Annotated in this window: 14 protein-coding genes and 1 pseudogene; 11 read left to right on the top strand and 4 right to left on the bottom strand. The window is 40.7% G+C overall.

Annotation, left to right across the window (positions count from 1 at the left end; all coding sequences use genetic code 11):
* The first annotated feature begins 151 nt into the window (after positions 1 to 151).
* The 3 genes from ANSO36C_RS01500 (at position 152) to ANSO36C_RS01490 (ending at position 3,107) form a co-directional block, all read left to right on the top strand.
* Positions 152 to 2,182 (top strand): FAD-dependent oxidoreductase, encoded by a 2,031-nt coding sequence (locus ANSO36C_RS01500; RefSeq protein ID WP_251958069.1) that lies wholly within the window; start codon positions 152 to 154, stop codon positions 2,180 to 2,182.
* Between the two features lie 251 nt (positions 2,183 to 2,433).
* Positions 2,434 to 2,760: an ATP-dependent Clp protease adapter ClpS gene (clpS, locus tag ANSO36C_RS01495; RefSeq protein ID WP_251960224.1), complete on the top strand. Its 327-nt coding sequence runs from the start codon at positions 2,434 to 2,436 to the stop codon at positions 2,758 to 2,760.
* A 5-nt stretch (positions 2,761 to 2,765) separates the two neighbouring features.
* Complete coding sequence (locus ANSO36C_RS01490; RefSeq protein ID WP_251958068.1) at positions 2,766 to 3,107, top strand: DUF2103 domain-containing protein; 342 nt, start codon at positions 2,766 to 2,768, stop codon at positions 3,105 to 3,107.
* A gap of 39 nt (positions 3,108 to 3,146) precedes the next feature.
* Here ANSO36C_RS01490 and ANSO36C_RS01485 read toward each other — a convergent pair whose 3' ends face one another.
* Positions 3,147 to 3,467, bottom strand: a complete 321-nt coding sequence (locus tag ANSO36C_RS01485; RefSeq protein ID WP_251958067.1) for a hypothetical protein — start codon at positions 3,465 to 3,467, stop codon at positions 3,147 to 3,149.
* A gap of 1,083 nt (positions 3,468 to 4,550) precedes the next feature.
* Here ANSO36C_RS01485 and psb32 point away from each other — a divergent pair.
* A complete protein-coding gene (gene psb32 / locus ANSO36C_RS01480) occupies positions 4,551 to 5,291 on the top strand; it encodes a photosystem II repair protein Psb32 (RefSeq protein ID WP_251960223.1) in 741 nt (246 codons plus the stop codon).
* Between the two features lie 91 nt (positions 5,292 to 5,382).
* On the opposite strand, the gene ANSO36C_RS01475 is transcribed toward psb32, so the two are convergent.
* Positions 5,383 to 5,766 (bottom strand): DUF4346 domain-containing protein, encoded by a 384-nt coding sequence (locus tag ANSO36C_RS01475; RefSeq protein ID WP_251958066.1) that lies wholly within the window; start codon positions 5,764 to 5,766, stop codon positions 5,383 to 5,385.
* 184 nt (positions 5,767 to 5,950) lie between these two features.
* On the opposite strand from ANSO36C_RS01475, the pseudogene ANSO36C_RS01470 reads away from it, so the two are divergent.
* Positions 5,951 to 6,268: pseudogene (locus tag ANSO36C_RS01470) on the top strand (hypothetical protein); the annotation flags it as partial.
* A gap of 153 nt (positions 6,269 to 6,421) precedes the next feature.
* Positions 6,422 to 7,420: a DUF1350 family protein gene (locus ANSO36C_RS01465; RefSeq protein ID WP_251958065.1), complete on the top strand. Its 999-nt coding sequence runs from the start codon at positions 6,422 to 6,424 to the stop codon at positions 7,418 to 7,420.
* A 175-nt stretch (positions 7,421 to 7,595) separates the two neighbouring features.
* Here the strand turns inward: ANSO36C_RS01465 and ANSO36C_RS01460 are convergent, their stop codons facing one another.
* Positions 7,596 to 9,677 (bottom strand): cation:proton antiporter domain-containing protein, encoded by a 2,082-nt coding sequence (locus ANSO36C_RS01460; protein ID WP_251958064.1) that lies wholly within the window; start codon positions 9,675 to 9,677, stop codon positions 7,596 to 7,598.
* Positions 9,678 to 10,224: 547 nt separating this feature from the next.
* Between ANSO36C_RS01460 and bchM the strand changes: the two genes are divergently transcribed.
* The 4 genes from bchM (at position 10,225) to ANSO36C_RS01440 (ending at position 13,684) form a co-directional block, all read left to right on the top strand.
* Positions 10,225 to 10,911 (top strand): magnesium protoporphyrin IX methyltransferase, encoded by a 687-nt coding sequence (bchM, locus tag ANSO36C_RS01455; protein WP_251958063.1) that lies wholly within the window; start codon positions 10,225 to 10,227, stop codon positions 10,909 to 10,911.
* 280 nt (positions 10,912 to 11,191) lie between these two features.
* Positions 11,192 to 11,680, top strand: coding sequence for a hypothetical protein (locus tag ANSO36C_RS01450; protein WP_251958062.1), 489 nt, complete (start codon positions 11,192 to 11,194; stop codon positions 11,678 to 11,680).
* 92 nt (positions 11,681 to 11,772) lie between these two features.
* Positions 11,773 to 13,260, top strand: a complete 1,488-nt coding sequence (locus ANSO36C_RS01445) for a CIA30 family protein (RefSeq protein ID WP_251958061.1) — start codon at positions 11,773 to 11,775, stop codon at positions 13,258 to 13,260.
* An 82-nt stretch (positions 13,261 to 13,342) separates the two neighbouring features.
* The gene (locus ANSO36C_RS01440) at positions 13,343 to 13,684 is read left to right on the top strand and encodes a type II secretion system protein (protein WP_251958060.1); all 342 of its coding nucleotides are present in this window, start codon (positions 13,343 to 13,345) and stop codon (positions 13,682 to 13,684) included.
* Positions 13,685 to 13,948: 264 nt separating this feature from the next.
* On the opposite strand, the gene ANSO36C_RS01435 is transcribed toward ANSO36C_RS01440, so the two are convergent.
* On the bottom strand, positions 13,949 to 14,164 hold the full coding sequence (locus ANSO36C_RS01435) for a hypothetical protein (RefSeq protein ID WP_251958059.1): 216 nt from the start codon (positions 14,162 to 14,164) through the stop codon (positions 13,949 to 13,951).
* Between the two features lie 216 nt (positions 14,165 to 14,380).
* Here ANSO36C_RS01435 and ANSO36C_RS01430 point away from each other — a divergent pair, with 216 nt between their 5' ends.
* On the top strand, positions 14,381 to 15,310 hold the full coding sequence (locus tag ANSO36C_RS01430; protein ID WP_251958058.1) for an aminotransferase-like domain-containing protein: 930 nt from the start codon (positions 14,381 to 14,383) through the stop codon (positions 15,308 to 15,310).
* Positions 15,311 to 15,320 lie beyond the last annotated feature (10 nt).

Below are 15,320 nucleotides of genomic sequence, written 5' to 3'. Positions count from 1 at the left end.
GAGAACACAGAGACAAAATATTTGAACTGATTAAGTATTGTGTATCGGGAATAATTCAATCCTCAATGCCCAATTTAATAAGCTTGTAATGAGCATTTACTGGATGTTAACGTCTACAAGGTGACACAGGATTTGGAGCGGTTTTTTAACCATGAAGCGTAGAAACAAAGTAGCTTTTAGTTTGACATCGCTGATCAGTCTCAATTTAATATCTAGTTTGGTTGCATTTGATTCTGCGATGGCTACACCACCAAGAACCCCAGATAAAAGCGTTAACTGTGAGATTTTAATTGCAGGAGGTGGACTCTCTGGCGTAGCCGCAGCTTACGAGGGGTTGCTAGCAGGACGAACGGTTTGTCTCACAGAAATTACTGACTGGCTAGGAGGACAAATTTCTTCTCAAGGGACATCTGCGTTAGACGAGCGCCCAACTCAGCGATCTCTCAAATTCTATTCTCGCGGCTATCTGGAATTGCGAAACCGCATTGGGCGCAAATACGGTGAACTTAATCCGGGTGACTGTTGGGTAAGTGACTCCTGCTTTCTTCCGCGTGATGCTCATACAATTTTGGCCCAGATGCTTAAAGATGCCGAAAAGCAGGGCAAAGGAAAGCTGCAATGGTTTCCTAACACTGTAATTAAGGATTTGGAAATTGCTGCTGATGGCAAAATAATTAATAGTGCGATCGCAATTCAGCATCAACCAGCAAAAGGCGCACCACCTCTCAATACTTTGACTTTATCTCAAAGTATTGAAGATTCTTATAGCTACGAAAACTCATCTCGGTTTACTAAAACTATTCTCAGTTTCACCCCCAAAGCAACGAAAGGGGATGCTCCTAAATGGTACGTTGTAGATGCTAGCGAAACCGGGGAAATTATCGCCCTTGCTGATGTTCCTTACCGATTAGGTATTGATGCCCGTTCTTACCTAGAACCATCTTCTTCCAGCACTAACAACGATCCATATTGCCCTCAAGGTTTTACCTACACCTTTGCAATGGAGGCAACCAAGGAACCGCAACCGCAGACGATGCCTCCATTTTATTTACAATACGCGCCATATTTTAGCTATGAATTAACCCGGCTGGCTAACTTTGATTTAGTTTTCACTTATCGGCGCATTTGGAGTCCAAATAAAGGAAAACCAACAAAATTTGGCGGTGTAAGTTTTACTGCCGCGACACCAGGGGATATTTCCATGCAAAACTGGACTTGGGGTAACGACTACCGCCCCGGAACAGCAAGAGATAACCTGATTTACACTCGTCAACAATTACAAGCTACTGGGCAATTAAACCCAGGGGGTTGGAGCGGAGGATTACGAACAGAAACCCTCCGTAAGGCTGAAGAAAATGCCTTATCTTTCTATTACTGGTTGGTAGCTGGGACTACCGATTCTCAACTAGGGGACGGTGTTAAGCAGCAGCAAACAAATAACCGCTTTGTTTCCGGTTTAAATTCGCCAATGGGGACAGCGCATGGTTTATCAAAATATCCCTATATGCGAGAAGGAAGGCGCATCATTGGCCGCCCTAGTTGGGGGCAATCCGCAGGTTTTGGTATCTGGGAAATTGATATTTCTCGGCGAAATTATAATGATGAGTATTACCGCAATACTCTGCCAGCAGATATGTATCGTAGGCTACGAGCAGCAGTTGCAGGTTTGGAAGCAGTATCAGTAATTGAGGGTAAAGTTCCACCAGACAAAGCAATGCGACGGACTCGTTCTACCACCTTCCCCGATGCTGTGGGTATTGGTCACTACGCGATAGATTTCCATCCTTGCATGGTGAATAGTCCTCCAGAAGCCCCTGGTAACACAGAACGTCCAGGCGAAAGACGTGGCGCTGGTCTTGCTTATCCCTTCCAAATTGCTTTAAGGGCGATGATTCCCCAGAAAATTGACAACTTGCTGGTAGGCGGCAAAAGTATTGCTACTAGTCATATTGCTGCTGCCGCTTATCGGGTACACTCCTTTGAATGGTCATCTGGCGCAGCTGCGGGAACAGTTGCTAGTTTTGCGATTAAAAATGCGATCGCACCCTACCAACTAGTCGATGACTTACCCAAACAAGAGCCTCAATTGGAAGCACTCAAACGGCTTTTGCAACAAAATGGCAACCCTACCGCCTTCCCAGATACATCTATTTTTAACGAAAACTGGGATAATTGGAAATAGATTGTCATTGGTCATTTGTCATTTGTCATTGGTCATATCAAGTCCGGTTAATCACTTACGATTACCGAATCTGTGCAAAAATCTCAAAAGCCTTTTCCCCCAGCAAGAACTGCGGTATAAATGATAAGTCTTTACCCGGACACGATATCATTGGTCATTGGTTAAGGACAACCGACAAATGACTACTAAACAATGAACTAAACTAATTATTTGTAGTGTAGTTTTGTAAAATTATCTTGACCAATTGGTTTATGGTTATGACACTTTCAGCAGATGTTTACGGGATGGCCACAGCACCAACTATAGCTCCTGAACGGTCTGATCAAGTTATCCGTAAGACTTATCCGAATTACAAGGTGATTGTATTAAACGATGATTTTAATACATTCCAACACGTGTCTGAATGTTTGATGAAATATATTCCAGGGATGAGTGGCGATCGCGCTTGGGATCTGACTAATCAGGTACACTATGAAGGTCAAGCGATCGTCTGGGTCGGGCCCCAAGAACCTGCGGAACTCTATCACCAGCAGCTGCGCCGAGCAGGTTTGACAATGGCACCTCTAGAAGCAGCTTAATCATCATGGGCAAACCTCCCGCAGATTCCCGCAGCACGGCTTCTCTACGAGACGCTACGCGAACACAAAAAGCTGCCAGATTGGTTTGGAATCACTCAACTCACCTTTCTGGTCTTATCCCCATTTTAGAACGTCTTTGTCAGCACGATGGTATTCAAACCGTTACACCGGGAGTCATTGGGCGGGCAAAAGGTCACTGTCCAAAAATGCAACTGCGCGTCTCAGTACCGATTCGTGGCGGCTATAAAGTCATCGCTCGGCAAGGAAAGACGGTACAAGAAGTGTTTATTTTGACGACTTTACTCCAGGATCAGCTAGAAACAGCATTAGCGATCGCTATGAGATAGTTAACCATGCCCACTTGCCCAATACTCAATTCCCAATAACTATTCTTCAACCCGATGTACTGCAAATTTGTGTAGTGGCAGACTAAGGATGCAAGAAAAAGTTAAGAAATATGACAAAGCTGTAGTTATTCTCAAAGTCATGAGTATGGATTCCCAGTCGGGTAAAACCATTTTCTCGATGCCAAAAGCTACACAGTAAACTAGCCAGTAACTAAAGCTCATTCTAAACAGAACCCGCTCTGTTTCTTCCATATCATTTCTTTGCTGCTTAGTGTCCCACACTAACACCAGTCCAATAATACAAGCGACAAAAGAAACAGCAACTACAAATTCGTGACAAAATATATTTAACGAATGCATTTGTGTTTATTCCCACATTTTTCTGTTGCAATTCAGTCTAAAGGAATATTCCTTATGGAAATACAAATTATTTACAAACCTCAATAGATTGAGGAAAAAAGCATCCACTTCTGAAAGAAATACCAACCAATTGGAAATCGCGGCTAAGTATCCCCTTAATTAGTCCAATCATATCAAGTTCGGCAAATCACTTACGATATGTCATTGCGAATGCAACGAAGTGGAATGAAGCAATCGCAAGGCTTTGGCATTGCTGCGCTTCGTACCCTGCGGGAACGCCAAGGGCGAACGCAATGACATAAGTATTAAGTATTAAGTCGGACATGATATCAAAACTGTGCGTTCGCTCATTTTTGAACAGAAAATTTAATTAATCCTTACAGGGCTTACAATCTAGGCTCCACAGGCAATTCAGGCATTTTTAGCTAAAACAAGGTTTTATCCATTTTTATGGTTTATACCCCTCTGCGCCTTAAATAGATGCTTCTAGAAGCCGAATATAAAGGTAACAAATCTTACTTTGTATTGGCTGCTTACTTAAAAATAGCTCTTTCCCCTTTAAATTAAAGCTTTAATTCAATTTCGAGTTTAAAAATAAGCGAACGCACAGTCAAAAGACATCTTCCTGTTTTTACGATGTAAAACCGTCCCTCTCCAAGTCGGCTAAGGTGTACACACAATTCGTAAACCACTAATACCAATTCACAAAAATCCTGATACACATAGATTTATCGTAGGGGCATGGCAATGCCATGCCCTTACCAGCGTATTTGTATTAAATGGTATAACTTGTGTGAAATGGATCTCTGCTTCACTTACATCCCCTGGTTTAGCAATCGCCTTTAGCAGATGCTCTTAACGTGGTTCAATATAAATCTGCTTACGAATTTTGCTTGACACAATTTAAATTCTAAATACATTACTTGTTTGTATTGGGTCTGCGATCGTTCCAACAGCGATCGCATCATTTATACTTGGATTCAGCAACGCCAGAAAATTTATACTAGAGAAAACCAGGAACGAGGTGATTTTTGCAGCGATTCTGTAGTATTTTTGGTGCAAGTCTGTCTTAAGGTTTACACGATGAAACAGCTCCTCAAACAAGTATTTAGCAGTCAAAAACGTCTCATCCGGCTAATTATACCTTTGGTAACGGTTATTCTAGTAGTAGCCTCGCTGTTTGCTGCACCTGCTTTAGCCACAGGTGTGTATCAAATACCTAGCCTCACAGCAGGGAATGACACCTGGGTTTTAGATCAAGGTGAAGTCATTAGCCGTCTAAATGAAGGTAAAATTAGCAGCGCTTTCGACGATTTGGCAAAGCAAACAAATAAAGAAGTCAGAATTGTGACTGTTCGCCGCCTTGATTATGGTGAAACACCCCAAAGCTTCACCAAACAACTATTTGAAAAATGGTTTCCGACCAAAGAAGCCCAAGCTAATCAAACTTTATTAGTTATTGATACAGTTACCAATGGTACTGCCATTGTTACTGGGGATGAAGTCAAGCCTTTGCTCACAGACTCTATTGCTGAGAGTATAGCTACTGAAACAGTCAGTGTGCCATTACGCAATGGTAACAAATACAATCAGGCATTTATAGATGCAAGCGATCGCCTTGTCACCGTCCTCTCTGGCAAAGCCGATCCAGGGCCACCCCAAATAATTGACACTGTGCAGGTGGAAGGCACTTACAAGAAAGCAGAAGAAACCGACCAAGGTAACGCTACTGCTTGGGTAGTAGGATTGTTAATTGCCGCCACCGTTATCCCAATGGCGACCTACTACATCTATCAGATAAATCAGCCATCATCTGATGGGTAATGGGAGAATCAAGGGTGAAGTTAGGAGTTAGGAGTTGAAATTCATAACTCCTAACTCCTAACTCTTAACTCCTAAATTTTCACTTTTAACTTTAATCCTGAACATACTCTTGTCCTGTGACTAAAGCCAACTCAGCCCGAACAAATTCTCGACCCAAATAAGCTGCATGATTTAATTGGGTTACAGGAGAGGGCTGAGTTTCTTCAAAAATCTTCACGCAAAGTTCTTTCGCCGTCCTCGCGCTAAAAACTGTAGTGTAAGTTCGTTCTACCCTTTCTCGCGCCGGAATTACCTTCCCTGTTTCTGGATCGACAGCTAAACCACGTTCATCAATCACATTTGTAAAATGCTTGGCATAAATTAACCCTGCTTCTCGATCCAAGTAAATAATGAAATATCCACCGGGATCAAGGTCAATATGACGCTGGGAAAGTTTATCATCAATTGCGGCTAAATCTTCAACTATTAAATCCATAAGCATTATAAAAAGAAAATTTCTTTTCTCACCGTTTTACACTCCATATCAAGTGTAATTCGTCCTTAACCTTCTGCTTTGGCATTCTTTAACGGTATTGCGAAACTCCTCACCTCAATTCCTACGGTGTACACGCATCTCTGTGCAAAATCAAAATCTCTCCATCCCAAAATCTTTTAAACCCATTGACAGCGTATATCTGCGTTTTGAGCGCTCAACTGGTATCCCCGGATGTGATCTTGATTATGCCATCTGGGGCGACTACAACACAGAAGAATTTGCGCGGCGAAGGAATTTTAAATGGTTGCTCTATTTACGCCGTGGCGTACTAGTGGTTATTACTTCATCTCTCGCACCCCTCCTACAACCAGGTAGTGAAAATGTCTTTATCGAGTTAGAAGAACTCAATCGTCCTGGTACTGTATGAGAACGCAAACAGCTTAACCGAAGCCCAGACTACAAAATTGACTACGATCGCGAACCCATCCTTCGCGTAGAAATGTAGCAGTGCTACGTCTCTAAAAGGGTTGTGAATAACGTATATTTAATTTCTATAGTTTTGCAAAAATATCTTTTAAAGAATCCGAAAACCAGGAACTTCATTTTGGATATTAATTATACACCTACCAAAATGAGATGCACTCATTGCTAAGTCATGGTAAATGCAAATTTAAAATTGAGATTTAAACCAGTTTCTCATAGTTGGGTTGCTCTACATCCACAGCCTAAAGGGGTAATTCAATTTATTGCAGGGGCTTTCTTTGGTACATTTGGCCCCATGCTTTTTTATCGCTATCTGCTTCAATCTCTATTCGAGCAGGGATATACGATTATTCTTTTGCCGTTTAATTTTACTTTTAACCATTATGTAGAAGCTGGTTTTCTCATGAGAGAGCAGTATGAAATTTTGCCAGAGCTTGTGAAAATGGCAAGTGTTGCAGGATATGATTATGAAGCTTATCTAGATGATAAAAACTTTTCTTGGATTGGACATAGCCTTGGCTGTAAATATATCTCGCTGTTAGAAGGATTTACTGCTCTACCTCCAGAGGCTCAAGATAGAGAGCAGTTTATTCGGAATCTGCTATCTTATACTTCAGATGAATCACAGATCGAAAGTGTTATTGCAGACATTAACATTCTCTTTGATGAACTAACGCGAAAAAGGGCTGAAGTTAAAAAATTAATTTACACTTATGTGCATAAGGATGTCAACATTGATAGTGTCTTCATTAAAGGACAGGTTTCTATCCTATTAGCACCTGCTATTGCTGACACAGGGAGCGCAATTCGTCCGCAGTTCTTGGCGGATATCATCGATAATCTTGGTTGGGGTGTAAAACCAACCGTTGATGAAACCCGAAACTTAATCAAGGATAGTGAGCTATTTAATATCATGGGCTTAGTCTGTTTTAACTCAGACAATATTGCTGAATCAACCTGTGAATGGTTTACCAATATTCTGCAAAAGCCACCTCAAGATTTTCGTAAAAGTTTAGCAGGTGGACATTTAAGACCTCTAGGTATTCAGGTAGGTAAGTATGTTATTAATATTTTTGATAAACCCTTAATTAAATTAGTTCAAGAGCGAAACAAAGCATTTGAGCAGAATGTAATTAAATTGCTTGAGAAACTGAAAGAAAAATCAAATTGAAGAATTCAGAAGTCAGAATTCAGGAGTCAGAATCAAGACGCGACTCGAAAATACTCGCTAACGCTCCGCTATCGCGGACTCGCTCTAAGCGAAGCATCCCGAAGGGTATACGCTGTGCTATCCGCTTTTTCGGTCAGAATTCATTCTGAATTCTGACTTCTTTGTAACTCGCACATTACGAATGCGGCTCTCCCAACAACACAATTGAACACTTCAATTGTTGAATTATCTGCGTTGTCACTTCGCTGACGGCTAATCCTCCGGCTGTGCGATAACGGACGGAACGTAATACTGCTAAATCAAACGCCTCAGCTTCCCTAATTACTACTCTGGCAACGTCATCACCCTTGATTGTTTGGATATTAGTATTCACCTGTAACTGGCTTTTAGCAGCGATATCAGACAATTGGGATACAAATTTTTCTACTCGATTTGGGGGTGATTTGCGATCGTATACGTGTAATAGTACAACTTCCGCCTGATTGACATCGGCCAAAATCTGGGCAAACCTTAAAGCACCGATAGTTTGGCGGGTTAAGTCTCCAACTGGTACAAGAATTCTTTGGATTGTCTTAGGACTGCTTAACAGCCGTGTTACTGCTACCGGACAATGAGAAGACCAGAACACGCTATCAATGACATTACCAAATAAGCGGGCACGCAAACCTTTTGTCTGTGACCAACCCATTACTATTAAACTAGCGTTTTGTTCTCGGCTAGTGCGGCTAATTCCCAAAGCTGCATCATCATCAATCCGAATTGCTGGTGATACTTCCACTTCAAATTCTTGACTGATTTCTTTAGCTAAATTCAATCTTTCCCGGCTTTTGTCGAGTGCTGTTACTAATTGCGGATCATCCATCTGCACATGCGCTCTAGTAATAGCTAATGGTACAATTCTTCCAGATTCATGACTAGCCAGTAGTGCTGCCATTTCTATTAGATAACGCTGCGTTTGAGGGTTATATATTGGTACTAATACAGTAAATGGATATTGTTTTTGCTCTACTTGCTCTCCTTCATTACCTTGCCACCAAGTTATCAAACTATCTGTTTCAAAATCTGCCTGAGAAAGCTGTAGTGAAGAAGCAAATCTTGATGTTATCACTGGGCCCAAAATAGCTGTCACCAGCATGAGGACAATCACACTATTTAAAACACCTTCACTTATTAAGCGTTCACCAGCAGGATTTACTGTTTGATATGCAACTAAGGCTGCTGCGAGTGTGGCTGCTACCTGTGGTAGTGACAATGACCACATCGTCATCAATTCCGCCGTATTATAGCGGTATAACAATTTTGCTAAGAATGCTGCAATAAATTTGCTGCCAATCAAAGCTACTACAATTACCACAGTCAGCCAAACGGAACTAAGAGTTTTTATAAATGCAGGAATATCAATTAATAATCCCATGTCTACAAAGAAACAAGGGATAAATAAAACACTACCAATAAACTCAATTTTTTCTTTGACTGGGCTACGTCCTAAAACGTCGTTGACTGCTAAACCTGCTAAAAAAGCACCAACAATTTTTTCAATTCCAATTACCTGCGCTCCGACAGATGCCAAAAATAACGCTAGTAATATAAACAGAAACTGATTGCTTTGTTCATCCCCAGAGCGGCGAAAAAACTCTTTACCTGCCCAGTCAAAACCAAACAGAACAACAGCAGAGTAAATTGCTAATCCACCTAACAAAGTTGCTAAACTTAAGGCGGAAAATTCTCCTCCATGAATCCCGACACAAATTGCTAATACTAGCAAAGCGCCTGTGTCAGTAAAAATTGTTGCACCAATCGTTACCGTTACAGCTTCATTTGTTACTACTCCCAAACGACTCACAATTGGATATGCCAAAAGGGTGTGAGAGGCCAGTAAAGAACCAATTAATACAGAGGCATTCCAGCTAAAATTGAATAAACGTCCGACAGCAATGCCAGCAAGCAACGGTACTAAAAATGTCAGTATACCAAATCCCATCGAGCGATTTCTAGTTTTACGAAACTGTTCTAAGTCAATTTCTAAACCGGCCACGAACATCAAATAAATCTTGCCGATGTCGGAGAGCAAAGTGATAGTTTCAGACTCATGATTTAACAACTTTAATCCATTTTGTCCTAGTACTACACCTGCCACTAATAAACCTACTAATCCCGGTAGTCGCAGCCGCTCAAATATAGGAGGTACAGTAAAGATTACTGTCAGGAGAATTGTAAATGCAACAATAGGACTATCTGTGAGTGCGTTCAGTGCCATGCGTAATAATAAGCCTAAATAAATAGTAAATGCACAAGAGACATACGAAATATTACTTAGAAACTTGTATATTTTAGTTTTATTGATTACAGACAATTAAATCATTAACAGCATAAATGTTGCGATCGCAATCACGACTCTACCTGAAGATGAGATTATATATCTTTACAGGGTGAAATAGTCATGTAGTTTATATTAAGCAAAAGAATAGATGTTTAAATAAGATAAAATCACTTCAAAAAGTCATGAAATGACAATAATCGATTGAATATAGCGTTTCTAGTTTGAATAATTAGAGGCTTACATTTGTCCTAAGAACCTCCAGAAATTAAATTATTCAATTTTGGGAGCGAAGATGATCGTTCGTTAGATTCTTCCTCCCCTGCAACGCCAGCGCCCCTGCTCACCAAAGCGATAGGTATTTTTTTAGTTGGAAGTCCCCTAACCTCCTTCTCTACACTATATCTAGAAAAATCTGGAAGAGCGCTCCTGTGGGTTCCTATCAATGATAATTTTAAGCATTGGGAACCCCTAAAAATCAAAGTTTATGAACGCAGCCGACGACAAAACTATTGTTCGCGAGTATTTCAATTCCACAGGGTTTGACCGTTGGAAGCGAATCTACGGTGATGGCGAAGTCAACAAAGTCCAACTAGACATCCGCAATGGACACCAGCAAACCGTGGATACGGTTCTTGGCTGGCTGAAGGCTGATAACAATTTACCACAGCTATCCATCTGTGATGCTGGATGTGGTGTTGGTAGTCTCAGCATCCCCCTAGCTGTAGATGGTGCTAAAGTCTATGCCACCGATATTTCGGAAAAAATGGTGGAAGAAGGCAAAGATAGAGCGAAGCAAACTTTGGGAAATGAGGAAAATCCCACTTTTGCTGTGCAGGATTTGGAATCGTTAAGTGGTAATTACCATACTGTTATTTGCTTAGATGTTCTTATCCACTACCCCCAAGAAAAAGCTGATGAGATGATTTCTCATCTCTGTTCTTTGGCACAGTCGCGGATAATTCTCAGTTTTGCGCCGAAAACCTGCGCCCTGAGTATACTCAAGAAAATTGGCAGCTTCTTTCCTGGCCCAAGTAAAGCGACTCGTGCATATTTGCACCGTGAGGCTGATGTGGTGAGAATCTTGGAAAGTAATGGTTTTTCTTTGCAACGACAGGCGATGACAAAGACTCGCTTTTATTTTTCCCGTCTACTGGAAGCAACACGTAATTAAGGTAAAAATCGCAGCAAAATATTATACCTTTGCTGCGATTTGACATTCTCAAGGGTTATGAAAGATGTCGCATTTGGAGCTAAGTTTTGCTTTTGATTGTGGCGTAGCCCGTCGGAGACATCGCCCCGATTTGGAACATGAAGAATTATTATAGCGATCGCAGCGACTCTCAAAAAATAGTGAAAACAACTAATCAGCATTCACCTTTAGGTTGATATACTGGAACCTTTGCGAAAGTAAGGTTAGAATCTCTAACAAAGTTCAAATCTGAAGTGGAACTATGAAAACTGCTGAAAAATTGGCCGCAGGTTGGCTACTGACAATGGGATTCATGTTTGTAATGCTATCAGCAGCAGAGGTATTTAATAAAACGACTACGGAAAAATCAATTACCTTACCCTTAGCTTGGGATGGCTCGGTTGAGTTCTCAACACCATCAACTACCCCTGTAATTGATAATACTGCCGTAGAACGTCTAATTTTTGGCATTCCTACCCTAACATTGGGCGCATGGTTAGCATTAGGATTATACCGTCAAAGTCAGCAGGAGAAAAAGGCGATTAATCAACAAGTTAGCGATCGCCTGCAATCAATTTTTTATCAGATGCTACAAGAAAATCATGGACGCGTAACTGTTTTGGGCTTTGCAATGAAGTCACAAATACCCGCACCGCACGCCAGACAATATTTGGATGAAAAAGCTAAGGACTTCAATGCAAACTTTAAGGTAAACGAAGAAGGGGCTGTATCATATCATTTTGATGTCTAATTCTCAATTGTCCTTTACCGTCTGGGGGCTGGCTTCAAGAAAACATAACTGACTCATTGGGCTAAACTGAAGAAAGTTATGAGGACGCAAATATGACTGATAAAAATCGTTCTCAATGGGACTTAGGCAGGTTTATTGAAACCCTGACTTACTTTGAGGTAATTCCTTTCCTTAACTGGGTACAGCAGTTAATCCAAGGCCGTCCTAAGGATAATGAAGATAGACCCAATGGAGGAGGAAACGTGGGTGTAATTTTAGTAGCTGGTGCAACAGGCGGTGTAGGTAAACGAGTAGTACAGCGATCGCTCGAACGAGGTTATAATGTCCGCGCCCTAGTTCGAGATATTGACAAAGCGCGGTCAATTCTTGGTAATGATATAGATTTAGTAGTTGCGGATATTACGCAACCAGAAACTTTAACTCCTTTAGTTATGGCTGATATCCAAGCTGTAGTTTGTTGTACAGCAGTGCGTGTACAACCAGTTGAGGGAGACACAGCAGATAGAGCCAAATATTATCAAGGTGTTAAATTTTACCAACCAGAAATTGTTGGCGACACCCCCGAAAATGTAGAATATCAAGGTGTCAAAAACTTAGTCCAAGCGGCTGCAAAATACTTACCCCAAGCAAACGAAAAACTAATATTTGATTTCACCAAGCCATCAGCAGAATTAAGAGATAACTGGGGGGCGTTGGATGATGTCGTTATGGGTGGCGTAAGTGCTAGTAATATCCAATTAGTAGAAAATACAGCTTTATTTGCTGGTAATGTCTCCACTGCTAACTCTGGCGGATTTGCTTCTGTCAGAACTAAAAATTTTGATCCACCCTTCGACTTATCTGGTTACAAAGGTGTGAAATTGCGCGTCAAAGGTGACGGTCAGCGTTATAAAATATTTCTGCGGACAGATACAAAATGGGATGGTATTGGCTATAGCTATTCTTTTGACACCGTAGCTAATAGCTGGATAGATATTTATATTCCCTTTGCAGATTTGATTCCGGTATTTCGGGCAAAAGTTGTTAAAGATGCGCCGCCAATTGAGCAGAGTAGAATTTGTTCATTCCAACTGATGTTGAGCAAATTTGAATACGATGGCGCTTTAAATCCCAAATTTTCTCCTGGTGGTTTTGCTTTGCAGTTGGAATCAATTAAAGCTTATGACGGAACAACTTTACCACAATTTATCCTTGTCAGTTCTGCGGGCGTGACTCGTCCCGGTCGTCCTGGCATTAATTTAGATGAAGAACCGCCAGCAGTCAAATTAAACGATCAATTGGGAGGAATTTTGACTTGGAAGTTGAAGGGAGAAGATAGTTTAAGAGAAAGCGGAATTCCATATACGATTATTAGACCTTGCGCTTTAACTGAAGATGTCGGTGGTAAGGAATTAATATTTGAGCAAGGCGATAATATTAGAGGCAAAATCAGCCGTGAGGATGTGGCAGAACTTTGCGTGCAAGCGCTAAAAATAGAAAAAGCGTCTAATGTCACCTTTGAGGTTAAACAGGGAGAAAATACTGTCAACTCTATCGATTGGCAGAGTTTATTTTCTAACTTACAACCAGATAAAAAGTGAAATATCCCCAACAGGTTTTTAGTCTGTAAGCATACCCGCAAAGTCTGGTTAAATCGACTTTTGTCAGAAGTCAGCTATTGATATGAAAAAAATCAAGGTGCTAGTAATCGCCGGGATTTTAGGAACAATTATCTGGGGCAGTTTTTTTGCCAAAATTGCCTCATCACAGCAAGTTGATTCCCGCATCAACAACCTAGAAGCGGACTTAAATCGTGTCGAGTCGCGGTTAAATCAAATAGAGTCTCAACTAGGTAGAACCGGCCAGTCTCCATCCCCAAGGACAACACTTACCCCACGAACGGGTTCTAGAGGCAATTCATCACAGCAAAATCCGATGTTTGATCGGCTGGCAACTTTAGTGATTGAATTGAAGCAACAAGTTAATAAATTAGAGGAGCGAGTTTCTAAGATGGAATCACGCTAAATATTTCACTTGTGTAGAATAAAGTTTTCGTAGGGGCGCACAAATCTGCGTCCCTATGTTGTTGTAGAGAAGTTAAAAGGCAATACGGTTTAAGGCTAAAACTCTGTTATCCAAGTTAATTTTTTAACGTAGACGCTTCGGCTTGCCGCAGGCTACCGCCTTCGCGTAGCGTCTCGTAGAGAAGGCGCAGAGGACGCAGAGAGAAGAAAGAAATGCTTAACTGAACCGTATTGAGTTAAAAGGCAGAATTTAGCAATACCGATTTTATCTGTAGTAACATTTATCAATCCAAATTCGCATTTCTTCTTCAGAACCAAAACAGGCAGAGCGTCCTGTAATTGGATCGTAAGCATGCCAAGAAGAAGTGTTACCACGACGATCTGATTGGTGCCAAACTTGCAAATCAGAACCACTACTCATCCACATAACAAAATATTGCCAATATTTTCGTAAATTTAATAAAACATTAGATTTATTCATAGTGAAAGCACCTGATTAATAGTGAACTATTACTTTTACTTTCACGTAATAATTTTCAACTGAGAAGGTACAATTTTGACAGATTTTATCTAGTACAGTTACGCGCAATCTCAACTGGTATAGTAAAAAAACTCTCAACTGTACTAGGTAAAGTTAGCAAAAATAGTTTATATTGCCAGTATTGATGATTATTTAGTCATTAACGAGTGCGCCAAAATGAAAATTTTGTTAGAACGACAGTCCCACAAGCCGATTTATTTACAAATCCGCGATCGCATCAGTAGTCTAATTAAATCTGGCGCACTCAAAAGTGGCGATCGCTTACCTTCTATCCGCTCTCTGGCAGAGAGTTTACAAGTTAATAAACTCACGATTATTGAAGCATATAACGTTTTAGAAGCAGATGGAATTGTTTCTGCTCGTCAGGGTTCAGGATATTTTGTTAACAGCGTTTCTCTGAAGAGTGCCAACTTAGAATCTACATTTGCCCCAGCCCAAAATGTCATAATTACAAAACCAGGGAAGTGTTCTTTTTATGAGATGTATACTCCCCTAGTGCAAGCACAAACACAGCCAGGAATGATTAATTTTGGGTACGGTTATCCTCGTCCACCAAAAGATATCAACCTCATTGCTAGACGAGCATTAAAACAAGAAGATGCTGATATTTTTTTTCCTCACGAAATGCCTCAAGGACAACTAACTCTGTGCAGACAAATTGCCCAGATGCTAGTACATCAAGGATTAGAGGTTTTTCCAGAAAATTTAATTATTACTAATGGCTCTCAGCAAGGGTTGTCATTAGCGATGAATTATTATGTCCAATCTGGTGATTGGGTGATTGTAGAAGCCCCTACTTATTATGGTGCAATTTCTATTTTAGAAAACTTAGGAGCTAAGATTATTGGCATTCCTATGACTGCGGAGGGAATGAATTTAGATTTATTAGAGAAATATTTACACAGCCACCGCCCAAAATTAATTTATACAATTAGTACTTTTCACAATCCTACGGGATTGACAACAACACAAACTCATCGTCAGCAATTATTAGCCTTAGCTGAAAAATATGAGTGCCCAATTTTGGAAGATAATGCTTACGAAGGAATAAATTTCGATGCTGTACCAGCGCCAATTAAGCTTTAGATAAAAATAA

This window comes from Nostoc cf. commune SO-36 (assembly GCF_023734775.1).
GTDB classification, from domain to species: Bacteria; Cyanobacteriota; Cyanobacteriia; order Cyanobacteriales; family Nostocaceae; genus Nostoc; species Nostoc commune_A.
Note: the sequence above shows the minus strand (reverse complement) of the source record. Positions and strands in the feature narration are given on the sequence as shown.